Source organism: Serratia marcescens, from assembly GCF_029846115.1.
Taxonomy (GTDB): domain Bacteria; phylum Pseudomonadota; class Gammaproteobacteria; order Enterobacterales; family Enterobacteriaceae; genus Serratia; species Serratia marcescens_L.
The window spans coordinates 3,232,619-3,257,138 of record NZ_JARVZZ010000001.1; the positions used below are offsets into that span (position 1 = coordinate 3,232,619).

The window sequence follows — 24,520 nt, forward strand, 5'->3', positions numbered from 1 at the left end:
AGGCTCGCCCCCTCGCGCTATTGGTCGCCCAGCACCAACCGCAATCCGGCGATCAGTTTGTCCATGCCGGCCTCCAGCTTGCTGCGTGGGCAACCGACGTTGAGGCGCAGGAACCCGCGGCCTTCCTCGCCGTAGGTAAAGCCCGGCATGATCGCCACCTTTTCGCGCTCGATCAGCACCTGCTGCAGCGCCCGATCGTCTACGGCCAGCGGCCGCAGATCGATCCAGGCCAGGTAAGTGGCCTGCGGCGGGCGCCAGCCCAGCGCCGGAAACGCTTGTTCCAACCGCTCGGCGACGTAGGTCAGATTATCCTGCAGGTAGTCGCGCAGGGAATCCAACCAGGGTTCGCCGTGGCGATAGGCGGCCACGTGCGCGGCCACCGCCAGCACCGCCGGCGAGGAGAGGCCGTCGCGGGCTTTGAGCTGCTGGAAGTAAGCTTCGCGGCTGGCATCGTCGCTGATGAAGCCGTAGGCACCGGTCAGCGCCGGAATGTTGAAACTCTTGGAGCCGGAGGTCAACAGGGCCCAGGCGCCGGTCGCCACCTGGCTCCATGGCGTATGGCGGCGTTCCCCCCAGACCATGTCCATGTGGATCTCATCGCTGATGACGCGCACGTCGTGGCGCTCGCACAGTTCGGCCATCTGCTGCAGCTCGTCGCGGCGCCACACTTTGCCGGTGGGGTTATGCGGGCTGCACAGCAGCAGGATCTTGGTTTGCGGCCGCGCCAGCAACGCCTCAAGGTGCGCCATGTCGCAGCGCCAGTCGTCGCCGGCTTTGTGCAGCGGGCAGGCCAACAGCTGGCGTTGGTTGGCGAGGATCACCTTGTAGAAGGCGTCGTAGGCCGGGGTATGGGTCACCACATAGTCGCCCGGTACGGACCATTGGCGGATCAGCTGCGCCGCCATGTAGATAACGGAAGGGCCGTACACCGCCGTTGCGGTGTCGATAGCGGTGTTGAAACGTTGCTGATACCAGTGGCGCAGCGCGCCGAGAAAATCCTCATGCTGCCAGCGGCTGTAGCCCAGCACGCCGTGCTGCAGGCGCCGCTGCAACGCCTCGAGAATGCACGGCGCAGTGGCGAAATCCATATCGGAGATGGTGAACGGCAGCAGATCGGCGCTGCCGAAGCGATCGGCGATATAGTCCCACTGGGTGCACCAGGTGCCGTGGCGGTCGATCGGGGTGGAGAAATCAAACATGGGTGGCTCCCTGCAGCGCCGCGGCAGGTTGCGCCGTGGCTATCAGTGAGTCTAATTCATCCTTCACCGATTGCACCTGCGGGCCGATCACCACCTGCAAATTATGGTCGTTGAGATGCACTACGCCGATGGCGCGATTGGCCTTCAGCACCGCGTCGTCCACCCGGCTCATGTCGTTGACCGACAGGCGCAGGCGGGTGATGCAGTTGTCCAGCGTGATAATGTTGTCCGGGCCGCCGAGCGCCGCCAGAATCGCCGGCACATTGTAGCCGGATTTGCCCACCGCGCCGGCCGGCGCGCTCTGGCTGACGGCGCTGTCGCTTTCGCGGCCCGGCGTTTTGATGTTAAAGCGCTGGATGGCGAAGCGGAAAATGGCGTAATAGCCGACAAACCAGACGGCGGCCACCACCGGCACCAGATACCACTTGGTGGCGGTGCCGTGCAGAATGCCGAACACCACGAAGTCGATGATGTTGCCGTCGGTGTTGCCGATGGTCACGCCCAGCAGCGCCATCACGGTAAAGCCCAACCCGGTGAGCAGCGCGTGGATCAGGTAGAGGAACGGCGCGACGAACAGGAACAGGAACTCGATCGGCTCGGTGGTGCCGCCGACCACGCAGGCCACCACGCCGGAAATCAACAGTCCTTTGATTTTATGGCGGTTCTCCGGTTTGGCGCAGTGGTACATCGCCAGCGCCGCGCCCGGCAGCCCGCCGAGAAACGCCGGCATTTTACCCTGCGACAGGAAGCGAGTGGCGCTTTCGGCGAAGCCGGTGGTGGTCGGGCAGGAGAGCTGCGCCTGGAAGATGGTCAGGGCGCCGCTGACGCTGTGGCCGCACACTTCCATGGTGCCGCCCGCCTCGGTAAAGCGGATCAGCGCCACCAGAATGTGCTGCAGGCCAAACGGCAGCAGCAAGCGTTCGCCGGTGCCGAACAGCATCGGGCCAAAGGCGCCGGCGCTGTTGATCACCCAGCCCAAGCCGGTGATGCCGGCGGCGAACCACGGCCAGATCAGCGGGATCACCAGACCGCACAGGCCCAGCACCACGGTGGTGACGATCGGTACGAAGCGCGTGCCGCCGAAGAACGCCAGCGCGTCCGGCAGGCGGATGGTGTGGAAGCGTTCATGCAGGCGATAGACGATGATGCCGACGATCACTGCGCCGAGGATGCCGGTATCGATCGACTGAATACCGAGAATGTTCTGGATGTTGTTGGCTTTCAGCACCAGCGGATCGCTGGTGGGCAGCACGCCGGAGGCGGTCAGGTAGAAATTGGTGCCCAGATTCAGCACGGCAAAGCCGACGAAGCCGGAGAAGGCGGCAACGCCCTTGTTTTCGCGCGCCATGCCCAGCGGAATGGCGATGGCAAACATCACCGGCAGGAAGCTAAAGGCGAAGGAGCCTACCTTGCTCATCCAGGTAAAAATCAGCTGGAAGATCGGATGGCCGATAAACGGCATCAGGGTGATCACGTCGCGGCTGCTCAGCGAGCTGCCGATCCCCAGCATGATGCCGCAGAAAGAGAGCAAGGCGACGGGCAACATGAACGTTTTGCCCAGGCTCTGGAAGAACTCCCAGAGGGTGATTTTTGGTTTGTTGGCTGCTGACATAACCGACTTCTCCTGGCGAAAAGACGAGCAAAAAGGGGACTTCTGATTAGGTAAAAAGAAGATAAAACGTTTTACCTAGCAAAAATGCGCCGCCAATCACAAATCAGCCGCCCGGTTTTTGGCGACAATGCGGCAGGCAGTAAAACGTTTTACTGAGCTAACGGATTCGGTATACCCTTGATCATTACGGCGCGGGTTGCCCAGGAACGGGTTCGCAGAGACTATGAGCATCAAAAAAATCACCATCACCGATGTGGCGCAGCAGGCTGGCGTGTCGGTCACCACGGTTTCCCTGGTGTTGAGCGGCAAGGGGCGCATTTCGCCGACCACCGTCGAGAAGGTCAATCAGGCGATAGAGCAGCTGGGTTACGTGCGTAATCGCCAGGCGGCGACGCTGCGCGGCGGGGAGTCCGGGGTGATTGGCCTTATTCTGCGCGACATCTGCGAACCCTTCTATGCCGAAATGACCGCCGGGCTGAGCGAAGCGCTGGAGGCGCACGACAAGCTGCTGTTTTTGACGCAGAGCGGGCGCGATGGCCAGGGCTTGCAGCGGGCGTTTGACGCGCTGCTGGCGCAGGGCGTCGACGGCATCGTGCTGGCGGGCGGCATTCGCGCGGCGGTGGGCCTGAAGGAGAAGGCGGCCGAGCAGGGCGTACCGCTGGTCTGCGTGGCGCGCTCCAGCGGTCTCGATGGCGTGGACGTGGTACGGCCGGACAACATGCAGGCCGCCAAGCTGGCCACCGAATTTTTGATCAAGCGGGGCCACAGCCAAATCGCCTACCTCGGCGGCCAGAGCGATTCATTGACGCGCGCCGAGCGGCTGGGCGGCTTTTGCGCCACGCTGGTGCAGTACGGCCTGCCGTTTCGCAGCGAATGGATCGTCGAGTGCGATTGCCGGCAGCGCGAGGCGGCGGAAGCGGCGGAGCAACTGCTGCGCCATTACCCGAACATTACCTCCATCGTCTGCCACAAGGCGTCGGTGGCGCTCGGCGCCTATTTTGGCCTGGCGCGCAGCGGCCGCAGCATCGGTTCGGACGGGGTAGACGCCTACTACGGGCGGCAGGTGGCGCTGATCGGCTTCGGCGACGTGCCGGAGGCCGAACTGACCGAGCCACCGCTGACCTTCGTCTCCAGTTCGGCGCGGGAAGTGGGGCGCAGCGCCGCCGCGCGCCTGCTGCAGCGCATCGGTGACGCTGACCTGCCGGCGCAGAACGTCATTCTGCCCCCGACGCTGATCCGGCGCGGCTCCGCCTAACCCTGCTGCTGTTCCTCTTCCGCCTCCCGGCGGATCCAACCGATAAAGGTCTTCATCGCCGGCGTCAGATCCCGCGATTTCAAATGGGTCAGCCAATAGGCGCCGAGCGCGGCCTCGGCGGCGAACGGCCGCTGCAGCGCGCCGGCGGCCAGTTCGCGGCGGAACATGCTGACCGGCGCCAGCGCTACGCCGTCGCACTGGATCGCGCCTTCCACCATCAGCCTCGACGAGTCGAACACCGGGCCGTTGATCCGCCACGGCGTCACCTGCGCCGCGGTGAACCAGCGCTCCCATTCATCCTTGCGGTAGGTGCGCATCAGCTGCTCGTGCTGCAGATCCTGCGGCGTGCGCAGACGCGCGGCGACCGACGGCGGGCAGAGCACCGTCAGCGGCGCGTCGAACAGCTTGATATTGCAGGTGGCGGGCCAGAGCCCCTCGCCGAAGCGGATGGCGAAATCCATGCCGTCGGCCGATAGATTAACCAGGTTGTTGTGGGTCAGCACCCGCAGATCGATAAACGGGTGCGCCGTGCGGAACGCCGCCAGCCGCGGCATCAGCCAGCCGACGGCGAAGGTGCCGACCACCGCCACCGTCAGCACCTCGTGGAAATGCCCGCCTTCGAACTGTTGCAGCACCGCCTCAATGCGGTCGAAGGCGTCGCTCAACACCGGCAGCAGCGCCTGGCCCTCTTCGGTTAGATCCAGCCCGCGCGGCAGGCGGCGGAACAGCTGAATGCCCAGCTGTTCTTCCAGCATGCGCACCTGTTGGCTGACGGCGGCCTGGGTGACGCGCAGCTCCAGACCGGCGCGGGTGAAGTTCAGGTGGCGGGCGGAGGATTCGAACGCCCGCAGGGCGTTGAGGGGAAGTCGATTGCGCATTGTCGATAGCCATTAGTTTTTCTTTATGCTGGCTGAAATTATTATCGCTTGTCAACCCGGCGGCAAAATCCGATATTTGGCGCGGCTGCTGAGAGAGTCGTGGCAGCCGTAAAGGAATGACATCATCAATCAGGGAAAGCGCCGTGTATAACGCCAACAAAAACTTTTGGCCGCGGCCGATGCCCTGCAACCTAAGAGCTTCTATCATGACAAAAATGAACCGCCTGGCGGCCGCGCTGATCGCCGCACTGATCCTGCCGACCGCACAGGCCGCGCAGCAGCAGGATATCGACGCCGTTATTCAGCCGCTGATGAAAAAATACGGCGTGCCGGGCATGGCGATCGCCGTGTCGGTCGACGGCAAACAGCAGATTTACCCGTATGGCGTCGCCTCGAAGCAGACCGGCAAACCGATCACCGAGCAGACGCTGTTCGAAGTGGGCTCGCTGAGCAAAACCTTCACCGCGACGCTGGCGGTCTATGCGCAGCAGCAGGGCAAGCTGTCGTTTAAAGACCCGGCCAGCCGCTACCTGCCCGAGCTGCGCGGCAGCGCCTTCGACGGCGTCAGCCTGCTGAATCTGGCGACGCATACCTCCGGCCTGCCGCTGTTCGTGCCGGACGACGTGACCGACAACGCCCAGCTGATGGCGTACTACCGGGCCTGGCAGCCGAAACACCCGGTGGGCAGCTACCGCGTCTATTCCAACCTCGGCATCGGCATGTTGGGCATGATCGCCGCCAAGAGCCTCGACCAGCCGTTTATCCAGGCGATGGAACAGGGGATGCTGCCGGCGTTGGGCATGAGCCACACCTACGTTCAGGTGCCGGCGGCGCAGATGGCCAACTATGCGCAGGGTTACAGCAAGGACGATAAACCGGTGCGGGTCAATCCCGGCCCGCTGGACGCCGAGTCTTATGGCATCAAGTCCAACGCCCGCGATCTGATTCGCTACCTGGACGCCAACCTGCAGCAGGTGAAGGTGGCGCAGCCGTGGCGCGACGCGCTGGCCGCGACGCACGTCGGTTATTACAAGGCGGGAGCGTTCACGCAGGATCTGATGTGGGAGAACTACCCCTATCCGGTGAAACTGTCGCGTTTGATTGAAGGCAACAATGCCGGGATGATCATGAACGGCACGCCGGCCACCGCCATCACGCCGCCGCAGCCGGAATTGCGCGCCGGTTGGTATAACAAAACCGGCTCCACCGGCGGTTTCTCCACCTATGCGGTATTTATCCCGGCGAAAAATATCGCCGTGGTGATGCTGGCCAACAAGTGGTTCCCGAACGACGATCGCGTCGAGGCGGCTTACCACATCATCCAGGCGCTGGAGAAGCGCTGACGGTCAGGGGCGCCCGGCGAGGTGCCCCTACCACCGATGCTGCCGTTCACGTTGCTCGCGCATGAAATCGATAAAGGCGCGCAGCTTGAGCGGCAGATGCCTGCCGGCGGGAAAGTAGATGAAAAACCCCGACGCTTCGCTGGCGTAACCCGGCAGCACTTCCACCAGTTGCCCCTGCGCCAGCGCCTGCAACACCGTGCCCTGAAAACGCTGTGCGATACCCAGGCCTGCCAACGCCGCATCTTTGATCAGCCGATCTTCGTTAAAAATCAAACTGCCGCTAACATCCAGCGCGCGTTCATCGTCGCCCAGGCTAAAATACCAGGGTTCAAGTTTGCCGCTGCCGGGGAAACGGTAGCGCAGGCAGTGGTGAGCAGGCAGATCGTCCGGCGTGGCCGGTACGCCGCAGCGCGCCAGATAGTCGGGTGAGGCGACCAGCACCCGGCGCTGGCCGTTGTCGATCGGCACGGCGATCATGTCTTTTTGCAGCATGGCGTGCATGCGAATGCCGGCATCAAAACTGCCCAGCACCAGATCGGAAAAGCGGTCTTCGGTAAACAGTTCCAGCTGCACCTCGGGATAGCGCCGCTGAAACGCCGCCAGGTGCGGCATTACCAGCAGCGAAGCGGCCAACTGCGGCAGCGTGATGCGCAGCAGGCCTGCCGGCTGTGCGCCCAGGGTGCGCACGTCGTCCGCCGCCACGTCGATCTGGCTCATCGCCGGCGATACCTTCTGATAGAACAACCGGCCTTCGTCGCTGAGGCGCACCGAGCGGCTGGTGCGGTGAAATAACCGCACTCCCAGCTGATTCTCCAGCGCCTGAATGTTTTGCGACACCGCCGGCGGCGTGACGCCCAGTTGGCTGGCCGCGCGGGTAAAGTTGCCCAGGCGTGCGACGGCTTCGAAATAGGGCAACAGCTGCAGGAGTGAACTCATCTATCTATAACCTGTGCTTAATGATTCATTAAATTATGCCTTATTTTAATTTATGACGAACGTTTTAGACTGATTTTACTTTCCATCAGAGAGATAAAAATCATGTCGGCAGAACAACGGGCGTTAACAGAACGGATCGCGGCGATCGATCAACAGGCGATGGCCGAAGGGCGCATCGTGGGCAGCGTAGTGCTGGTGGCGCGGCAGGGCGAGATTTGCTACGCCGGGGCGGCCGGCTATGCCGATCGCGAAGCGCGGCGGCCGATGCGGCGAGAAACGCAGTTCCGGCTGTCGTCGGTCTCCAAACCCTATACCACGCTGGCGGCGCTGCGCCTGATAGAACAGGGCAAGCTGAGCCTGGACGACGCGGTCAGCGACTGGCTGCCGTGGTTTACCCCGGCGCTCGCCGACGGCCGGCATCCGGCGATCAAGATTTGTCATTTGCTGAGCCATACCGCGGGGCTGGACTATCGGCTGAACCAACCGCCGGCAGGCGTTTATCATCAGCTGGGGATCCAGGACGGCGTGGAGCTGTCGACGCTGACGCTGGAGCAAAACCTGCGGCTGTTGGCGCAGGCGCCGTTGCTGTCGGCACCGGGGGAACGCTTCAACTATTCGCTGGCGATCGACGTGCTTGGCGCGGTGCTGGAACGGGTGACGGGCATGCCGCTGCCGCAGCTGTTTGTCGAATGGGTGGCGCAGCCGCTGGGGCTCGGCAATACCGCGTTCCATGCGACGGACGCCGCGAACCTGGCGACGCCGTATTACAACACCCCGCAGGGGCCGCAGCGCATGCATGAAGGCCTGCGGGTGGCGCTACCGGAGGAGATGGCGGGGGGCGAAGTGCTGTTTTCACCGATGCGGGCGCTCAACGCCGGGGCCTATCCTTCTGGCGGCGCGGGCATGGTCGGCGATGCCGACGACGTGCTGAAGCTGGTGGAGGCATTACGCAGCGGCGGGCAGGGCATTTTGCAGCCGGACACGGTGGCGTTGCTGCGCAGCCCGCACGTGGGCGCGCAGGCGCAAACGCAAGGGCCGGGCTGGGGATTCGGTTTTGGCGGGGCGCTGCTGGTGGACGCAGAAGCGGCGCAGACGCCGCAGCAGGCCGGCACGCTGACCTGGGGTGGGGTTTACGGCCACAGCTGGTTCTTTGATCCACAGGCGCAGCTGAGCGTAGTGATACTGACCAACACCGCGTTTGAGGGCATGTGCGGCCGCTATCCGCAGCAGATCCGCGATGCGGTTTACGCCGCGGAAATGGGTAAATAAAAAGGGCCCCGCAGGGGCCCTTGATCAGACTTTCAGGCGATTACTGCGCCGGTTCAGCGTCTTCCGCCGGGGCGCCCAGCATGGCGAACTGACCGATGAACTCCTGCAGCGACATTTTGTTGCCGTTGAGATCAACCTGGTTGTCGGCATAGTGGAACGTGCTCGCGATCACGCCGTCTTTCTGGGTGGTCAGCTTGAACATCTGGCCCATGGCCGCCAGGCCCTGTACTTGCTGCTGCGCCAGTTTCTGCGCGTCTTCCTCATTGTAACCCTGCAACAGCGCGGTTTTCGCGGTCACTTCGGTGGCCATCGCTTCCGGAATGGTCAGATTGATATCCAGCTTTTTAACCGCCTGCGCGATCAGCTGATCCGGCGATTGTGCCGGGGAAGCGGCCTTGCTCGGATCGGTCAGCGCCAGATCCAGCGTGAAGGTGCTCTCGCCCTTGCTGTTTTTCCAGCTCAGCGGTGCGATGCTGAGGCTCGGGTTGCCTTTCAGCAGCAGCGGCAGGTTCTTTTGCAGCAGTTCGGCGTTTTGCTGCTCATACACGGCCGGATCCAGGTTCTCGCCCTGTTGCAGCAGCGCCATGGTCTGGCGGTTGTAGCTGTCGGCGAAGTCTTTCAGCGCTTTGCCGTCGACGTTGTCGATTTTCAGCGCCAGCTTGCCGGCGCCGAAGTCGTTGCCCTGCACCTTGAGCGCGTCCATGGTGTAGTCGATCTGGCCGCCGATGTTGCTGCTGCCTTGCTCGCCGAACTTGCTCACCAGGTTGAAACCGTCCAACGCCACGGTATCTTTACCGTCGATTGTCAGTTTGAACTGCTTCAGCGTCATCGTCTGATCGCCGAGCTTCACGCCGAACTTGCTCTCGTTGCTGTTGCCTTTCAGGTTGAAGCCCTGGAAGGTGATCTGCTCGTTTTGACCGAATTCGTTCGGGCTGGCGAACACGATATTGTCGCTATTGGCGTCCAGCACGAATTTTTTCAGATCGCTGGACACGTCGGCGTTAATGGTGGCGCCGCTGAATTTCAGCGAAGACTTATCTTTTTGGTAGTCCAGCGGGATGATGTCGATGGCGGACGAAGTGTCCCCGTTGTAAGAGATGCGCGAATCGGCGGTAAACAGCGATTTGCCTTTGGTGGTGTCAAACAGGCCCTTCACCGCCGGGGTATTTTCCAGCTCGGTATGCACCGACGCCATGCTCGGCAGCAGATTGAATTTTTTCAGCTGGGCGAAGGGGAACGGGCCGTGATCGATGGTTTCCAGGAACGCCACTTCTTCACCGGCTTTCAGCGCCGCGTTTTCACTGGTATCCGTGCCGTCGGAACGCAGCACATAACGCACTTTACTGCTGAACAGGCCGCGCTGGTAATTTTCATAGCTCAGCTTGACGCCGGCTTTCGGCAGGTAGGCTTTCAGCTGGCCGTTGGCGTTGTCGACGACTTCGCCCATGTGCTGCTCGATCAGTTTCCCGGTGTACCAGGATGCCCCGGTCCATGCTGCGCCAAGAACCACAATGACGCTGACAGCGACTAACGATTTTTTCATAGCTCTGTTTCATCCTTTTTTCTTATCACCCTCCGTTGCGCGGGAGGGGCAAATAGGGGCCGACAAAAAACGCCCGCAGGCGTTTAATTGTGGGGGTAGCTCTCGCTTTCAGCAAGCAATTTGCTGAAATTTATCAACGGTTAGGCCAGCTGGTTATAAACCCTGGCGATGCGGCCGCTGCCGCTGACGTTGACCGGGGATTCGAAAGCCCCGATAAAGCAGGATTCGCCCGGTTTGAGCGTCAGGCGTTGCCCGGATTTTTCCAGCGTCGCTTCGCCGGTGACGCAGAACACGATGGCGGCGCTCCGCTGTGCCAGCGCCTGTGGTGCGGCGGTCAAATCGTGCAGCGAGAAGGCGAAATCCTCCACCGGGATCGGGAAGAACAGCGCGTTGCCGCGTTGCTCCGGCTGGGTCAGCAGGCCGGAAGCCGGCTGCGGGCGGAACTGCAGATTAGCCAGCAGTTCAGGCACGTCGATGAATTTCGGCGTCAGGCCCGCGCGCAGCACGTTATCCGAGTTGGCCATCACCTCCAGCGCCACCCCTTTCAGGTAGGCGTGCGGCGTTTCGGCATACAGGAACATCGCTTCGCCCGGCGCGAGCTGCACCACGTTCAGCAGCAGCGGTGAGAACAGGCCGCTGTCGTCCGGATAAAAGCCGGCGATAAAGCGCACGGTATCCCAGGGTTCCCCCTGCTGGTTGTTGAGCGCGGCTTTCAGCACGCCGAGCGCCAGCGACTTTTGCTCGCCGCTCATCGTCAACAGGCTGGCGAACAGGGTAGCGAGATGCGCGGTGTCCGGCTGTTGCAGGAAGGCGGCGATGTCGTGGTGTGCGCCGGCAATCGGCTGCAGCAGGGAAACGATATCGGCCAGTTCGCGAAAGCCGTTCATCGCCAGGAACGGCGTCAGGGCGAACACCAGCTCGGGCTTGTGGTTGGGATCTTTATAGTTGCGTTCGGCGGCGCTCAGCGGAATGCCGGCGGCATTCTCTTTTGCGAAGCCGATCTCGGCCGCCGCTTTGCTCGGGTGGACCTGGATCGACAATGGCTGATCGGCGCAGAGTACTTTAAACAGGAACGGCAACTCGCCAAAGCGGCTTGCGACGTTGGCACCCAGCTGTTTTGGCTGGTCTTCATCGATCAGATCGCGCAGCGAACGCAGTTCGCCGTCGGCGCCCGGCACGCGGGAAGGGCTCTTGGGATGGGCGCCCATCCACAGTTCGGCCATCGGCTGATTATCCGGGTTGGCGATGCCGTAAAGGCGGGTCAGCGCATCGTGGCTGCCCCAGGCGTAATTTTGTACCGCGTTGGTCATTTTTTGCATGTCGATAAACATCCTTAGCGTCATTGTCGTACTGGGTGACAATAATTTACTGATTTTATACGGTTAATTGAATCTGTGCCGACAACCATCATACCCCCGCGTCGGCAGGAAAAATCATGGGCGCGATCAACATAACGCCGGATAACGCCGCGCCCGGCAACGGGGCCAAAGTATAGCGTGATAACGATCGGCGCCTCAATTGGCGCGCGGGCCTCAAGGTGGCCCGGAAAACCCGCCGATCGATTATTCTTTGGAACCGCGGGATTATTGCCGATAGCCCGTTTATCCTGCATCATTATTTATTTTCCAGCATGTCAAAATATGTCGGCTGAATTTATTTTTTACCGTCTGAGCCATTCCCTTATTATTATTTTTGCACTGCGCCGGGCGATCACACGCCGAGCTTAAACCTGCGCGCCAGACCCCTTTACCGTAACGGCTAACGAGTCGATTTAACGAAACAAGAGGTCTGTTGCATGAAAAAACTGTTGTTGCTGTTGGGGCTTTGCACCGGCGCAGCCCAGGCGGCGGTGATTGTCACCTATCCCTACGCCGCGCCGCGCACCGTGGTGATCGCGCCGGTGCCGATCGTCGTTGCACCCGCGCCGGTCGCGGCTCCCGCTGCGATCGCGCCTGTGGCGCATCCGTTGGCACTCACCGCCGGCGCGGTGGCGACCGGGGCCTATCGGCATAATGAACGGCAGGACGCCTACGACGAGATCAATCATCTGCAGCAACAACGTATCGATGAACTCAATCATTTACAGGCACAGCGCATCAATAATTTTAATTTGCGTCATCCGCGTTAATGCTACCCACGTTTTATTCTCCAGGCTCATTCCCGGCCGTTTATTTCGCCACGGATTAACCGGTGGAAAATAACCGCGTCGTTAATGGGTAAAAGAGATGAAACGTGCTGTGAGATAACTCTCTTAATGCGAATAGTTATTATGTCACTATACTGGGAGTGCATGCCGACGAGGGGTAGCGCGTCGGCCTAACCCTACAATTTTAGGAATTATGCTAAGGAGATAATGATGGCAGGCGTTCGTATCGAAAAAGACTCTATGGGCCCCATCGAAGTACCGGCCGACAAGCTGTGGGGCGCGCAAACCCAGCGTTCTTTGGCGCATTTCCGCATTTCCTCCGAAAAGATGCCGACCGCGCTGATCCACGCGCTGGCGTTGACCAAGCGCGCCGCCGCGCAGGTGAACGTGGATCTGGGGCTGCTGCCGGCCGAACGGGGTACCGCCATCATCAACGCCGCCGATGAAGTGCTGGCGGACAGCCATGCCGACCAGTTTCCGCTGTCGATCTGGCAAACCGGTTCCGGCACCCAGACCAACATGAACATGAACGAAGTGTTGGCCAACCGCGCCAGCGAGTTGCTGGGTGGCGTGCGCGGTGAAGAGCGCAAGGTGCACCCGAATGACGACGTCAATAAAAGCCAGAGCTCCAACGACGTGTTTCCCACCGCGATGCACGTGGCGGCGGTGATTGCGCTGCGCGAACACCTGATCCCCGAGCTGAAAGTGCTGCACAAGACGCTGAGCGACAAGGCCGAAGCTTACCGTGACATCGTCAAAATCGGCCGCACCCATCTGCAGGACGCCACGCCGCTGACCCTGGGGCAGGAGATCTCCGGTTGGGCGGCGATGTTGGCGCACAATCTGAAACACATCGAGGACAGTATCCCGCACATCGCCGAGCTGGCGCTGGGCGGCACGGCGGTCGGCACCGGGCTGAACACCCATCCGGAGTACGCGGTGCGCGTCGCTAAAGCGCTGGCGGAGTTGACCCATCAGCCCTTCGTCACGGCTCCGAACAAGTTCGAAGCGCTGGCGACCTGCGACGCGCTGGTGCAGGGGCATGGCGCGCTGAAAGGGCTGGCGGCTTCGCTGATGAAGATCGCCAACGACGTGCGCTGGCTGGCGTCCGGCCCACGCTGCGGCATCGGCGAGATTTCGATCCCGGAGAACGAACCGGGCAGCTCCATCATGCCGGGCAAGGTCAACCCGACCCAGTGCGAGGCGATGACCATGCTGTGCGCCCAGGTGCTGGGCAACGACGTGGCGGTGAACATCGGCGGTGCTTCCGGCAACTTTGAGCTGAACGTATTCCGCCCGATGGTGATCCACAACTACCTGCAGTCGATTCGCCTGCTGGCCGACGGCATGCAGGGCTTCAACGAGCACTGCGCGGTGGGCATCGAACCGAACCGCGATCGCATCACCCAGCTGCTGAACGAATCGCTGATGCTGGTGACGGCGCTCAACACCCATATCGGCTACGACAAGGCGGCGGAAATCGCCAAGAAAGCGCACAAGGAAGGGGTGACGCTGAAAGCTGCGGCGCTGAAGCTCGGCTACCTGACCGACGCGCAGTTCGACGAGTGGGTGCGGCCGGAAGCGATGGTCGGCAGCATGCAGAAATGATTGATCTGTGAGGCAACCGGGGGCTTACTGAGGTAAGCCCCTTTTTTATGGAGAAATCAAGATGTCGCGCGCGCAACGTTTACTCGATCTGATGCAGCTGCTGCGCAGCCACCGTTATCCGGTGGCGGGCCATGCGCTGGCGCAAACGCTGGGCATCAGCATGCGCACGCTGTACCGCGATATCGCTACGCTGCAGCAGCAGGGGGCGGAGATCGTCGGCGAGGCGGGTGTCGGCTATGTGCTACGGCCCGGCTTTATGCTGCCGCCGCTGATGTTCTCGCAGGCGGAAACAGAAGCGCTGGTGCTGGGGATGCGTTGGGTCAGCCGCCGCGGCGACAGCCAGCTGGCGAGCGCGGCGGGCCAGGCGCTCGCCAAGATCGCCGACGTGCTGCCGCCGGCGCTGCGGGAGGCGCTGGAGGCCAACACGCTATTGATAGCGCCGGTTCAGGCGCCGCCGGTGGCGGATGCGATGCGGGTGCTGATCCGTGACACCATCCGCCGCGAGCGCAAGCTGCATATCGACTATCTCGATCTGGCGGGGCAGCGCAGCGAACGCCTGCTGTGGCCCTTTGCGCTGGGTTTTTTCGAGCAGTTCCAGATGCTGGTCGCCTGGTGTGAGCTGCGCCAGGCGTTTCGCCATTTTCGCCTCGATCGCATTCAGGCTGCTACGCCTTTGGAACAGCGCTATCCGCGCGGCCGGCGGCGGTTGCTGAAAGAGTGGCGCCTCAGCGAGGGCATTGCGGAGCAATAGCGGCACGTTACTGCCATAAACTGTCAGTCGCACCCCTTAGTCTGTGCCTATCGGGAACCGGCCGGTTCCCATCACCCAGAGGACAGACCGATGACCCTTCCCTGCATGACCCTGCTTTACGTCGACAACCCGCTGAACAGCGCCGCCTTTTATCAACGTTTACTGGGACAGGCGCCGGTAGAGCTTTCCCCTGGCTTCGCCCTGTTCGTGCTCAACAACGGCTTCAAGCTGGGAATGTGGGCCAAACAGGGGGTAAAACCCGCTGCCACGTTGACCGGTGGCGGCGGTGAACTGGGCTTTTTGTGCCAGGATCCGCAAGAGGTCGAAGCGCGCTATAACCAGTGGCGCGAACTCGGGCTGCCGATTGAGCAAACGCCGACCGAGATGGAATTCGGCTACACCTTCGTGGCGCGAGATCCGGACGGCCATCGCCTGCGGGTGTATGCCCTCAGCGAGTAGCGTCGTCGGTATACAGATGCAGACGCGGCACCAGCAGCCGCAGCGGCCGGGCGTCGGGTTTGTAGCGGTGTTTCACCGCGTCGACGTCGTAGTTGAGCAACTCGCCGATCTTCGGCACCGCTGCGCCGTTTTCAACCTGACACAGGGCGATCAGCGGCAGCGGGCAGGGGTGTTGCACCTGTTTTTGCTGCTGCTGATACCACACCCGAGCGATCGGCTGCACTTTGACCGGCCGCTTGATTTTCAGCGTCGCGTGCTGCGGCAGGCGGCTGACGTCGTCTATCTCGCGGCTGACCAGGGCAGCCCACTGTTCACGGCTGTGCGGCGGTACCGCGCGGCCGGCTTTCAGGCTTTTCTCCAGCTGCGCCAGGATGTCGTCCCGCTTTACGTTTTTGATGATGTGCTTGTTGGCCCAGCCGAAGCGCACGGAGTCGGGATTGGTCAGGGCGGTGAGGGTGCGATAGGCGCTGAGGGTAATCAGCCCGTGCAGATGGGTGTGCACGAACTCGAAACGCTGCTCCGGCGCCAGGCCGGAATCGACGGTGATAATCTGTTCCAGTTCGCCCTTCAGGCGGTTGATCAGCGCCAACTGCGTTTGCAGCGCCTGATACTCCGGCTGCTCCACCGCCAGACAGAGGACGCCGGGCAGGCGCACGGCGGCCTTGCTGCTGACATTCTCCCGGTTATGGTGGATGAACAGCCGCTGATAATGCTCCAGCGCCAGATCGCGCGCCGCTTGCCCCACATGCTGTTCGACCGCGATATGTGAGATGGCCTGATGTTCCTGGCCTTTTTCAACCTCCGGCAGGCTGAACACCCGCGCCGCCAGCAACCGCAGCGGGGCGATCTGCTGCTGCAGCGCGCCGAGCGCCTGCTCCAGCTCGGTAAAGCAGGCGTTCATCCGGCCAATCACATCGTATCTGCTCATCGCACGCTCCTATTTTAGTTACAACATACTATAAAGGAGTAGCAGACGGGGGGCAACATCGGCCCCTGCGCCGTAGGCAGCTTCACTGGCCACCCGGCTTACCAGCGGAAAATGCGCCATAGCGGCCTCTACGCCAGGGCACGTAATACACCCGGTACGCGTAGTGTTTTGATTCATTGATGGATTTTCTCCTGTTTGTTTGTGTTTTGTTTAATCCATTTTCCGATCGCCGTTGTCCAAACGCTGGAACAAACAGAATGGCAGGACGCTATGAGCCCTTGGGGTTATCTTTTCTTCTGTCATTAACGGGTGCTTTAAACGGAGGTTCACTGTGGATATGAAACAGAAAGTCAAAAACATGACGCTGGAAGAGAAGATCGGGCAAAAAATCATGCTGGATTTTCGCTACTGGGATCGGAACGGTAGCAGCAATCAGGATATGACCGTCCCCGATGAAGCCATTGGCAAGCTGATCGCCGATAACCACGTGGGTGGGGTGATCCTGTTCGCCAATAATCTGAAAGACAAGCAGCAGATCAACACGTTGACGGCCTGGTATGCCGCGATGAAAACCCACGCCGGCATTCGTTTGTTTATTGGCACGGATAACGAAGGCGGTAATGTTTTCCGGCTGCCGCGCGGCGACTATGCCTCATTCCCCGGCAATATGGCGCTGGCGGCGGCGATTGAAGGGGGCGCGGATGAACAGCTCGCCGTTGAACAGGGCAAGCTGATGGCCCAGGATATGCGTGCGTTGCATATCAATACCAACTTTGCCCCGGTCGTGGATGTCAACACCAACCCGTTCAACCCGGTGATTAACGTTCGCGCCATCAGCGATGATAAGAACACCGTTTCCCGTCTGGCAGAGAAAATGGTGGCGGGCATGAAACACCAGGGGCTGATCACCGCGTATAAACACTTCCCCGGCCACGGCAGCACCTCCACCGACTCGCATACCGGTTTGCCGCGCGTCGATCGCACGCGGGAAGAGGCCTTTGCCATCGACATCGGCCCTTACAAGCAGGCCATCGATCGCTGCGCGGCGCCGGACATGGTGATGACCGCGCATATTCAGTATCCGGCACTGGATAACCGCCAGATCGATACCCGCAGCGGTGAAAAAATCACGGTGCCGGCCACCATGTCGCATGAAATTCAGACCCAGATCCTGCGCAATGAGTTGGGGTATGCCGGCGTAACGATTTCAGATGCGCTGGATATGGGCGCGATTGCCGAGCATTTCAGCCAGCAAGCGGCGGCTGAAAACGTCTTTGCCGCCGGGGTGGATATTGCCCTGATGCCTGTCAGCATCGCCTCGCCGGCCCAGGCGAGCCTGCTGCCGGACCTGATCCGCTACCTTGCGGACAGAGTGAAAACGGGGCATCTCAGCGAGGCTGATATCGATGCCTCGGTCGAGCGAATTTTGCGCCTCAAATTGCGCCATAGCCTGATGGGCCATAGCGATAAACCCTGTTCTAACGACGTTGCGTCGTTAGCGCACAAGCTGGAAAAACGCATCGCCGATCGCTCCATTACCGTCGTTATCAATCGCCATAGCCTGCTGCCGTTAAAGGACAAGGCGCTGCGCTATTTTATCCTGACCCCGTGGGGCGAGCAGGCCAACGGCATTGCGCGCGTGATGGCGCAGGAGGGGTATCAGGACGTCGTTGCCGCGAAGGAAACGGAACTGAGCGACGCCCAGGTCAGGGAACATATTGCCGGCTGCGACGTGTTCTTGCTCGGAACCCTCTCAACCCGCTTCACGCCGGCTGAACAGGATGGGGTCGTTACCTCCGCAACCGGGGCGGGTAATGACAGCAGCCCTTATCCGGGCTGGTTGAAATACGCCGCCGAGCAGGGGAAAAAACGGATTCACCTCTCACTGCGCGCACCTTACGATATCGTGAACTATGCCGCAGACGTGGAGGCGGCCGTCGCCACCTATTCCTACTACGGGTATGACAGCGGCGTGTGGCGTGGCCCTTCGATGGTCTCTTTGGCGCAGGTGCTGACGGGTAAAATCACACCGCAGGGCAAATTGCCGGTCAACACCTGGCATGACTACGATGTAGAAACCAATACGGGCAAGGTGGCGTTCCCGCGCGGAACTGGGCTGAGCTGGTAATGGGGTAAGGACACCGGCGTCGTCTGAACAGGGCGACGCCGATAGCTTGATAGCGTTGAGAAAGCGGGCAGTTTCTTGCTCTGCACGAAACGACATGGGATAACCGTCACTCACGGAAGGAGAACCAGAATGCCGACAGGCGTAACAAAATTAGGCGGATGGCTGTTGATGGCCGCAATGTTGGGCGTGAGCGGATGCGCCAAGCCACCCGAACCGGAGAAGCCCCCGCAACCGACACCGCCGATAACACCGATGCGGGGCATCTGGCTGGCCACGGTCATTGGCCTGGACTGGCCGCCGGCGGCCTCCCTGAAAGCGGAAACCGCGCAAGAGCGGGTTCGCCTGCAGAAACAGGGGCTGACGGACGCGCTGGACGAGATGGTGAAAACCGGGATCAACGCGGTGTATTTTCAGGTTAAACCGGACGGCACGGCCCTGTGGCGCTCAAACATTTTGCCCTGGTCAGAAGTCTTGACCGGCACTGTGGGCCAGGATCCGGGGTACGATCCGCTGGCCTTTATGCTGAAAGAAGCGCACCGGCGCGGCATCAAAGTGCATGCCTGGCTGAACCCTTATCGGGTTTCCATGAATACCCGACAGCAAACGATTGACGCACTCAATCATACGCTGCAGTCGCCACCGGCCAGCGTCTATGCGCTGCATCCCGACTGGATACGCACCGCCAACGAGCGCTTCGTGCTCGACCCCGGTCTGCCCGACGTGCGCAACTGGATCACCAGCGTGGTGACTGAAATTGTCAAAAACTATGAGGTCGACGGCATTCAGTTTGACGATTATTTCTATTACGAAACGCCGCAATCGCCGCTGGATGATGAACGAACGTTTCGCGCATACGGAAAAGGATTTGCCGACAAAGCCGCCTGGCGCAGGGACAACACGCTGCAATTGATAAAACAGGTTTCAGCCACCGTCCGAGCGTTGAAGCCCGCGGTTGCGTTTGGCGTCAGCCCGGCGGGCGTCTGGCGAAACAAGGCGGACGATCCTGCCGGCTCGGCGACGCGGGCAGGGGCCCCATCGTACGATACGGCCTATGCCGATACGCGCCAGTGGGTCAAACTGGGGCTGCTCGATTATATCGCGCCGCAGCTGTATTGGCCTTTTGATCGTGAAATTGTCCGCTACGACGTGCTGGCCAACTGGTGGGCCGAGGTGGTGAAGGGCACATCAGTCCGGCTCTATGCCGGGGTGGCGCTGTATAAAGTGGGCACGCCTGCGGCCGGCGAGCCGGCCTGGACCGTCGATGGCGGCGTCCCCGAGCTGAAGAGGCAGCTGGATCTTAACGAGAGCCTGCCGGGGATGGGGGGAACCATCCTGTTCAGGCAGCGTTATCTGACTGAGCCGCAAACGGACAAGGCGGTGGAGTACCTGCGCACCCGCTGGAAAACCGGCCAATAATCACAGGCACTGGCAGGACGAGCCGCGGCAAACCACCGCGGCTTTTTCTTTTCAGAGGCGGGCCGCTTCCGGCAGGCGTTTCAGGTAATGCACCACCAGCAGCGCCAGCAGCAGCATCAGACTGATGAACGCCGCCACGCCATTCCAGCCGAAGCTGTGCCAGAACACGCCGCCGAGGGTGCCGGCCACGCTGGATCCGACGTAATAACAAAACAGATACAGCGACGACGCCTGGCCTTTGGCGCGGCGCGCACGGCGGCCAATCCAGCTGCTGGCCACCGAGTGGGCGGCGAAGAAACCGGCGGTGAACAGCATCATGCCGATAAAGATCGCCGGCACCTGCGGCAGCGCGGTAATCAGAATCCCGATCAGCATAATCACGATCGAGGCCAGTAGCACCGGGCCGCGCCCGAAGCGCGAGGTGAGCGCGCCGGCCTTGGGCGAGCTGTAGGAGCCGGTGAGGTATACCACCGACAGCAGGCCGACAATCGCCTGGCTCAGGTGGTAAGGATCCGCCAGCAGGCGATAGCCGATGTAGTTGAACAGGGTGACGAAGCTGCCCATCAGCAGGAAACCTTCCGCGAACAGCAGCGGCAGGCCCTTATCGTGCCAATGCAGCTTGAAGTTGATCAGCAAGGTGCGCGGGCGCAGCGAACTGGCGCGAAAATGCTGCGAAGCGGGCAGGATGCGCCAGAACATGCAGGCGGCGGCAAGGGCGAACAGGCCGATGACTCCGAGCGATACGCGCCAGGAGAAGAAGTCGGTCAACACCCCGGTCACCAGGCGGCCGCTCATGCCGCCGATCGAGTTGCCGCTGATGTACAGCCCCATCGAGAAGGCGACGAAGCTGGGGTGGATCTCTTCGCTGAGGTAGGTCATGCCGACCGCCGCCACGCCGCTCAGCGACAGGCCGATCAGCGCGCGCATCAGCAAAATGCCGTGCCAGCTGGTCATAAAGGCGCAGATCAGCGTGCAGACCGCCGCCAGCAGCAGCGCCACTACCATCACCGACTTGCGGCCAATGGCGTCGGACAGCGGCCCGGTGAACATCAGGCCGATCGCCAGCAGGCCGGTGGAGACCGAAAGCGACAGGCTGCTTTCCGCCGGCGAGACGCCAAAATCTTGCGACAGCACCGGCAGGATCGGCTGCACGCAGTAGAGCAGCGCGAAGGTCGCCAGCCCGGCGGAAAACAGCGCCAGCGTCACGCGCATAAACTGCGGCGTGCCGCGTTCGATATAGGGGAGTTTGTTGTTGAGGGTGGAGCGTTTTACTTTTGGCGCAGCGGCCGCGTCATCGTTGGCGGCCAGCGTCGACGGCATCGTGGCCGCAGAACGCACAGGGGTTGTCACAGCGTTTCCTTACCGAACTTCGGGGAGATAAACAGACATTTTACAGATAACAAAATGATAGGGAGTGGCGAATTTTTTGTCTAATATATTAATAATTCAAATTAAGACGTTTTAAATATGAATATCGAATTGAGACACCTGCGTTACTTTATCGCCGTGGCGGAAGAGCTGCATTTTGGCCGCGCCGCCGAACGGTTGCGGATCTCCCAGCCGCCGCTCAGCCAGCAAATTCAGGCGCTGGAAGAGATGGTTGGCGCGCGGCTGCTGGCGCGTAACAACCGCAACGTCAGTTTGACCCAGGCCGGGGAGATGTTCCTCAAAGAAGCCTACCAGGTGCTCGATCAGGTCGGGCGCGCGGCGGAAAAGGCAGCGCGTCTGGATCGCGGTGAGCTGGGGGAAATGACCATCGGCTTTACCTCTTCCGCGCCCTTTATCGGCGTGGTGTCACGCAGCCTGCGCGCCTTTCGTCAGCACTCCCCGCAGGTGCATATCAAAATGCGCGAAATCAACACCAAACAGCAGATCGAGCCGTTGCTGAACGGTGAGTTGGATCTGGGGGTGATGCGCAACACGCGGCTGCCGGAGGCGCTCCACTTTCAGCTTCTGCTGCGTGAACCGCTGGTGGCGGTGGTGCCGGAAGGGTATCTGCTGGCGGAAACGCCCGGCGGCGCGCTGCGGTTTCAACACCTGGCACAGGAGCCGTTCGTGTTCTTCTCGCGTGAAGTGGGCACCGCGCTGTACGACGAAATTCTGCTGCTGCTCGGCAAGGCCGGCATTACCCCGTATATCACCCAGGAAGTGGGGGAAGCGATGACCATCATCGGGCTGGTTTCCGCCGGGTTGGGGGTGTCGATTTTGCCGGCTTCTTTCGCCCGGGTGCGGGTGGACGGCGTGCGCTATTTGCCGCTGGCGGAGCCGGACGCCACCACCGAAGTGTGGCTGGTGCATCACCGCCGCCGGCCGCTGACCGCCGCCGCGCAGGCGCTGATGGCGTTGATGCTGAAATGACGTTGAGCTTGGGCAAATAAAAATCAATTCACGCTGAAATCGCGAGGAATTTGTGCAGCAAATCACATAACGAATCAAATAGTTGACGCTGTATGACAAAAGCCCCACCATAACCCCTAGTCTTTATTTAGAAGCGCGAAAAATAGTAGGAGCAGGTTTGTGATTGCGGTTGGGCAGCCTGGGCATATCGATCAAATCAAGCAGACCAATGCGGGGGCGGTTTATCGGCTAATCGATCAACTGGGCCCGATTTCGCGCATCGAACTGTCAAAACGCGCGCAGCTGGCGCCCGCCAGCATCACCAAGATCGTGCGCGAACTGCTGGAAGCCCATCTGGTCAAGGAAACCGAGTACCAGGAAATCGGCAGCCGGGGCCGCCCGGCGGTGGGGCTGGTGCTGGACACCGAGGCCTGGCACTACCTGTCCGCCCGCATCAGCCGCGGCAGCATCACGCTGGCGCTGCGCGATCTCAGCAGCAAACTGGTAGTGGAGGAGCTGCTGCCGCTGGCGGCCGAACACCCTGAACCGCTGCTGAAACGCATCCTGACCGAAGTCGATCAGTTCTTTATCCGTCACCAAAGCAAGTTGGAGCGGCTGACGGCGATCGCCATCACGCTGCCGGGCATGATCGACGTGCAGTCCGGCGTGGTGCACCGCATGCCGTTTTACGACGTGCTGGAGATGCCGCTTGGCCCGGCATTGGAAACCCGCACCGGCCTGCCGGTTTACCTGCAGCACGACATCAGCGCCTGGACCATGGCTGAAGCGCTGTACGGCGCCTCGCGCGGCAGCCAGAACGTCATTCAGGTGGTGATCGACCACAACGTCGGCGCCGGGGTGATCACCGGCGGCCATGTGCTGCACGCCGGGAGCCACAGCGTGGTGGAAATCGGCCACACCCAGGTCGATCCTTACGGTAAACGCTGCTATTGCGGCAACCACGGCTGTCTCGAAACCGTGGCCAGCATCGAAAACATGCTGGAGATCGCCCAGCAGCGACTGAGCGGCTCGATGAGCTCCAGCCTGCACGGCGCGCCGCTGACCGTTGAATCGCTGTGCGATGCCGCGCTGGCAGGCGATCAGCTGGCGCGGGACATCATTCTCGGCGTCGGCCACAGCGTGGGGCGCATTCTGGCTATCATGGTCAACCTGTTCAATCCGGAGAAGATCCTGGTCGGCTCGCCGCTCAACCGTGCGGCGGAGATCCTGCATCCGGCCATCGCCTCCTGCATTCGCCAGCAGGCGCTGCCGGCCTACAGCGAGCAGGTCAAGGTCGAATCCACGCAGTTCTTCAATCAGGGCACCATGCCCGGTGCGGCGCTGGTGAAAGAGGCGCTGTACAACGGTTCATTGCTGGTGCAGCTGCTGCAAGGCTAACATCAGAACTTCTTATTAATCCTGCAAAAGATTGAGCTACCTCAAGCCCCTACGTGGCAGCATCCCCTAGAATTTTTCCGAAAGACTTCTTCGCCGCCGATGCGGCGACACATTGTTAACGGGGCATTCTGGGGCATTTTATTCATGTTGAAGCGTTTATTTGTGACAGGCACGGATACCGACGTCGGTAAAACCGTGGTTTCCCGCGGGTTGATGCAGGCGCTGGCTGCCGAGGGCCGTTCGGTGGCCGGTTACAAGCCGATCGCCGCACGCTGCCAGGAAACCAGCGAGGGCATCCGCAATAAAGACGCTTTGGTGTTGCAGGCATCTTCAACCCTGCCGCTGTCCTACGAGGAGATCAATCCCATCACCTGCCTGGATGAGGTGTTTCACGCGCATGCGACCGAGGACATCAACTATGGCGTGATGAGCAGCGGTCTGCGGGATCTGTCCGCCAAAGCCGACACGGTGGTGGTGGAAGGCAGCGGCGGTTGGCGGGTGCTGATGAACGATCTGCGGCCTTACGCCGAGTGGGTGGTGCAGGAACAGCTGCCGGTGGTGCTGGTGGTGGGCATCAAGCTGGGCTGCGTCAGCCACGCGCTGCTGACCGCACAGTCGATCATCAACGACGGCCTGCCGCTGTTGGGCTGGGTGGCCAACCGCATCAACCCGGGGTTGGCGCACTATGCTGAAACCATCGCGGCGCTGCAGCAGCGCATTCCCGCGCCGCTGTTGGGTGAAATTCCGTACCTGCCGCGCGCGGAGCAGCGCGAACTGGCGCACTACCTCGATATTTCCACGCTGCTGTAAGCCCGCTCAGGCGCACAGCGTCGCCAACAATCGGGCGACGATCAGCAGGCCCAGCCCATACACCGTGTGGGTGAGCAGGCTGAGGAGCCGCGCTCTTCGCGGGTGGGCGGTTTTCGCCGCCGCCACGCCAAAGCCCAGCGCGGGCTGCATCACCAGAAACGGCGCCGCCAGGCTCAGCCAGCCGCTCAACAGCGCGATGAACGGTTCCGGCGCCGCATACCACCCGATGCCCGCCAAACCGATCGGGATAAAGGCAAACGCGATGCCGATGGCGTAATGCAATATCCAGCCGATTTCTCTCTCTCCCCGGCGCGGCGGCGCCGTAACGATGGTGGCGTGAAACCAGCGGCCGTCGAACATGCCGAGAAACCAACGGCCCACCAGCGCATAATCGAGAGAAGGGATGCCGAAGCGCCACTTCAGCAGCAGCGCCCACAGATCCATGCAGAGGGTGGCGCCGGCGCCGGTTAACAGGATGTGCACTAACAGATCGGGGGTCATAGG

The 24,520-nt window shown here is 61.4% G+C and carries 22 protein-coding genes; 12 read left to right on the top strand and 10 right to left on the bottom strand.

The window, feature by feature from the left end:
• Positions 1-17 precede the first annotated feature (17 nt).
• Positions 18-1,199, bottom strand: a complete 1,182-nt coding sequence (locus QDT79_RS15340) for a MalY/PatB family protein (protein WP_107226848.1) — start codon at positions 1,197-1,199, stop codon at positions 18-20.
• A complete protein-coding gene (malX, locus tag QDT79_RS15345; protein ID WP_308316676.1) occupies positions 1,192-2,811 on the bottom strand; it encodes a maltose/glucose-specific PTS transporter subunit IIBC in 1,620 nt (539 codons plus the stop codon). The genes QDT79_RS15340 and malX overlap by 8 nt, the downstream gene beginning before the upstream one ends.
• A gap of 223 nt (positions 2,812-3,034) precedes the next feature.
• Here malX and QDT79_RS15350 point away from each other — a divergent pair, with 223 nt between their 5' ends.
• A complete protein-coding gene (locus QDT79_RS15350; RefSeq protein ID WP_308316677.1) occupies positions 3,035-4,066 on the top strand; it encodes a Mal regulon transcriptional regulator MalI in 1,032 nt (343 codons plus the stop codon).
• Here QDT79_RS15350 and QDT79_RS15355 read toward each other — a convergent pair.
• Complete coding sequence (locus QDT79_RS15355; RefSeq protein WP_063989749.1) at positions 4,063-4,944, bottom strand: LysR family transcriptional regulator; 882 nt, start codon at positions 4,942-4,944, stop codon at positions 4,063-4,065. The genes QDT79_RS15350 and QDT79_RS15355 overlap by 4 nt on opposite strands.
• Positions 4,945-5,150: 206 nt before the next feature.
• On the opposite strand from QDT79_RS15355, the gene blaSRT reads away from it, so the two are divergent.
• Positions 5,151-6,287: an SRT/SST family class C beta-lactamase gene (blaSRT, locus tag QDT79_RS15360; protein ID WP_308316678.1), complete on the top strand. Its 1,137-nt coding sequence runs from the start codon at positions 5,151-5,153 to the stop codon at positions 6,285-6,287.
• Positions 6,288-6,314: 27 nt separating this feature from the next.
• Here blaSRT and QDT79_RS15365 read toward each other — a convergent pair whose 3' ends face one another.
• Positions 6,315-7,223: a LysR family transcriptional regulator gene (locus QDT79_RS15365; protein WP_130018009.1), complete on the bottom strand. Its 909-nt coding sequence runs from the start codon at positions 7,221-7,223 to the stop codon at positions 6,315-6,317.
• A 102-nt stretch (positions 7,224-7,325) separates the two neighbouring features.
• Here QDT79_RS15365 and QDT79_RS15370 point away from each other — a divergent pair, with 102 nt between their 5' ends.
• A complete protein-coding gene (locus tag QDT79_RS15370; RefSeq protein ID WP_308316679.1) occupies positions 7,326-8,492 on the top strand; it encodes a serine hydrolase domain-containing protein in 1,167 nt (388 codons plus the stop codon).
• A 40-nt stretch (positions 8,493-8,532) separates the two neighbouring features.
• Here the strand turns inward: QDT79_RS15370 and QDT79_RS15375 are convergent, their stop codons facing one another.
• The 3 genes from QDT79_RS15375 to QDT79_RS15385 all read right to left on the bottom strand — a co-directional run bounded on the left by QDT79_RS15375 (position 8,533) and on the right by QDT79_RS15385 (position 11,650).
• Entirely contained in the window at positions 8,533-10,035 is a 1,503-nt protein-coding gene (locus QDT79_RS15375) for a YdgA family protein (protein ID WP_308316680.1), read from the bottom strand.
• A 140-nt stretch (positions 10,036-10,175) separates the two neighbouring features.
• Positions 10,176-11,354, bottom strand: a complete 1,179-nt coding sequence (gene manA / locus QDT79_RS15380; RefSeq protein ID WP_063990340.1) for a mannose-6-phosphate isomerase — start codon at positions 11,352-11,354, stop codon at positions 10,176-10,178.
• A gap of 20 nt (positions 11,355-11,374) precedes the next feature.
• A complete protein-coding gene (locus QDT79_RS15385) occupies positions 11,375-11,650 on the bottom strand; it encodes a hypothetical protein (protein ID WP_130018012.1) in 276 nt (91 codons plus the stop codon).
• 180 nt (positions 11,651-11,830) lie between these two features.
• On the opposite strand from QDT79_RS15385, the gene QDT79_RS15390 reads away from it, so the two are divergent.
• The 4 genes from QDT79_RS15390 to QDT79_RS15405 all read left to right on the top strand — a co-directional run bounded on the left by QDT79_RS15390 (position 11,831) and on the right by QDT79_RS15405 (position 14,999).
• A complete protein-coding gene (locus QDT79_RS15390; RefSeq protein WP_063989755.1) occupies positions 11,831-12,163 on the top strand; it encodes a hypothetical protein in 333 nt (110 codons plus the stop codon).
• Between the two features lie 228 nt (positions 12,164-12,391).
• Complete coding sequence (gene fumC / locus QDT79_RS15395) at positions 12,392-13,789, top strand: class II fumarate hydratase (protein ID WP_308316681.1); 1,398 nt, start codon at positions 12,392-12,394, stop codon at positions 13,787-13,789.
• A 61-nt stretch (positions 13,790-13,850) separates the two neighbouring features.
• Positions 13,851-14,540, top strand: a complete 690-nt coding sequence (locus QDT79_RS15400) for a helix-turn-helix transcriptional regulator (protein WP_063989757.1) — start codon at positions 13,851-13,853, stop codon at positions 14,538-14,540.
• A 90-nt stretch (positions 14,541-14,630) separates the two neighbouring features.
• Entirely contained in the window at positions 14,631-14,999 is a 369-nt protein-coding gene (locus tag QDT79_RS15405) for a VOC family protein (protein WP_308316682.1), read from the top strand.
• Here the strand turns inward: QDT79_RS15405 and tus are convergent.
• On the bottom strand, positions 14,989-15,927 hold the full coding sequence (gene tus, locus QDT79_RS15410) for a DNA replication terminus site-binding protein (protein ID WP_041034965.1): 939 nt from the start codon (positions 15,925-15,927) through the stop codon (positions 14,989-14,991). The two genes, QDT79_RS15405 and tus, sit on opposite strands and share 11 nt — an antisense overlap.
• A gap of 337 nt (positions 15,928-16,264) precedes the next feature.
• On the opposite strand from tus, the gene QDT79_RS15415 reads away from it, so the two are divergent.
• Both QDT79_RS15415 and QDT79_RS15420 read left to right on the top strand, forming a co-directional pair.
• On the top strand, positions 16,265-18,055 hold the full coding sequence (locus QDT79_RS15415; RefSeq protein ID WP_308316683.1) for a glycoside hydrolase family 3 protein: 1,791 nt from the start codon (positions 16,265-16,267) through the stop codon (positions 18,053-18,055).
• 168 nt (positions 18,056-18,223) lie between these two features.
• Complete coding sequence (locus QDT79_RS15420) at positions 18,224-19,471, top strand: glycoside hydrolase family 10-like protein (protein ID WP_373275479.1); 1,248 nt, start codon at positions 18,224-18,226, stop codon at positions 19,469-19,471.
• A gap of 51 nt (positions 19,472-19,522) precedes the next feature.
• On the opposite strand, the gene QDT79_RS15425 is transcribed toward QDT79_RS15420, so the two are convergent.
• Entirely contained in the window at positions 19,523-20,821 is a 1,299-nt protein-coding gene (locus tag QDT79_RS15425) for an MFS transporter (protein ID WP_444529312.1), read from the bottom strand.
• A 117-nt stretch (positions 20,822-20,938) separates the two neighbouring features.
• Here QDT79_RS15425 and QDT79_RS15430 point away from each other — a divergent pair, with 117 nt between their 5' ends.
• The 3 genes from QDT79_RS15430 (at position 20,939) to bioD (ending at position 24,016) form a co-directional block, all read left to right on the top strand.
• The gene (locus tag QDT79_RS15430) at positions 20,939-21,829 is read left to right on the top strand and encodes a LysR substrate-binding domain-containing protein (protein ID WP_308316685.1); all 891 of its coding nucleotides are present in this window, start codon (positions 20,939-20,941) and stop codon (positions 21,827-21,829) included.
• 159 nt (positions 21,830-21,988) lie between these two features.
• Complete coding sequence (gene mlc / locus QDT79_RS15435; protein WP_033648222.1) at positions 21,989-23,206, top strand: sugar metabolism global transcriptional regulator Mlc; 1,218 nt, start codon at positions 21,989-21,991, stop codon at positions 23,204-23,206.
• A 144-nt stretch (positions 23,207-23,350) separates the two neighbouring features.
• Positions 23,351-24,016: a dethiobiotin synthase gene (bioD, locus tag QDT79_RS15440; protein ID WP_049199186.1), complete on the top strand. Its 666-nt coding sequence runs from the start codon at positions 23,351-23,353 to the stop codon at positions 24,014-24,016.
• Positions 24,017-24,022: 6 nt separating this feature from the next.
• Here the strand turns inward: bioD and QDT79_RS15445 are convergent, their stop codons facing one another.
• Complete coding sequence (locus QDT79_RS15445; RefSeq protein WP_308316686.1) at positions 24,023-24,517, bottom strand: DUF2938 family protein; 495 nt, start codon at positions 24,515-24,517, stop codon at positions 24,023-24,025.
• Positions 24,518-24,520 lie beyond the last annotated feature (3 nt).

Excerpts from the sequence above, each read along its gene's own strand:
- QDT79_RS15370 (WP_308316679.1), top strand. The coding sequence starts at position 7,326 with ATGTCGGCAGAACAACGGGCGTTAACAGAACGGATCGCGGCGATCGAT.
- bioD (WP_049199186.1), top strand. The coding sequence starts at position 23,351 with ATGTTGAAGCGTTTATTTGTGACAGGCACGGATACCGACGTCGGTAAA.
- QDT79_RS15400 (WP_063989757.1), top strand. The coding sequence starts at position 13,851 with ATGTCGCGCGCGCAACGTTTACTCGATCTGATGCAGCTGCTGCGCAGC.
- QDT79_RS15430 (WP_308316685.1), top strand. The coding sequence starts at position 20,939 with ATGAATATCGAATTGAGACACCTGCGTTACTTTATCGCCGTGGCGGAA.
- QDT79_RS15390 (WP_063989755.1), top strand. The coding sequence starts at position 11,831 with ATGAAAAAACTGTTGTTGCTGTTGGGGCTTTGCACCGGCGCAGCCCAG.
- QDT79_RS15365 (WP_130018009.1), bottom strand. The coding sequence starts at position 7,223 with ATGAGTTCACTCCTGCAGCTGTTGCCCTATTTCGAAGCCGTCGCACGC.
- malX (WP_308316676.1), bottom strand. The coding sequence starts at position 2,811 with ATGTCAGCAGCCAACAAACCAAAAATCACCCTCTGGGAGTTCTTCCAG.
- tus (WP_041034965.1), bottom strand. The coding sequence starts at position 15,927 with ATGAGCAGATACGATGTGATTGGCCGGATGAACGCCTGCTTTACCGAG.
- QDT79_RS15375 (WP_308316680.1), bottom strand. The coding sequence starts at position 10,035 with ATGAAAAAATCGTTAGTCGCTGTCAGCGTCATTGTGGTTCTTGGCGCA.
- QDT79_RS15415 (WP_308316683.1), top strand. The coding sequence starts at position 16,265 with ATGAAACAGAAAGTCAAAAACATGACGCTGGAAGAGAAGATCGGGCAA.
- QDT79_RS15405 (WP_308316682.1), top strand. The coding sequence starts at position 14,631 with ATGACCCTTCCCTGCATGACCCTGCTTTACGTCGACAACCCGCTGAAC.
- QDT79_RS15355 (WP_063989749.1), bottom strand. The coding sequence starts at position 4,944 with ATGCGCAATCGACTTCCCCTCAACGCCCTGCGGGCGTTCGAATCCTCC.
- fumC (WP_308316681.1), top strand. The coding sequence starts at position 12,392 with ATGGCAGGCGTTCGTATCGAAAAAGACTCTATGGGCCCCATCGAAGTA.
- QDT79_RS15445 (WP_308316686.1), bottom strand. The coding sequence starts at position 24,517 with ATGACCCCCGATCTGTTAGTGCACATCCTGTTAACCGGCGCCGGCGCC.
- QDT79_RS15420 (WP_373275479.1), top strand. The coding sequence starts at position 18,224 with ATGGCCGCAATGTTGGGCGTGAGCGGATGCGCCAAGCCACCCGAACCG.
- QDT79_RS15340 (WP_107226848.1), bottom strand. The coding sequence starts at position 1,199 with ATGTTTGATTTCTCCACCCCGATCGACCGCCACGGCACCTGGTGCACC.
- blaSRT (WP_308316678.1), top strand. The coding sequence starts at position 5,151 with ATGACAAAAATGAACCGCCTGGCGGCCGCGCTGATCGCCGCACTGATC.
- manA (WP_063990340.1), bottom strand. The coding sequence starts at position 11,354 with ATGCAAAAAATGACCAACGCGGTACAAAATTACGCCTGGGGCAGCCAC.
- QDT79_RS15385 (WP_130018012.1), bottom strand. The coding sequence starts at position 11,650 with ATGATGCAGGATAAACGGGCTATCGGCAATAATCCCGCGGTTCCAAAG.
- QDT79_RS15350 (WP_308316677.1), top strand. The coding sequence starts at position 3,035 with ATGAGCATCAAAAAAATCACCATCACCGATGTGGCGCAGCAGGCTGGC.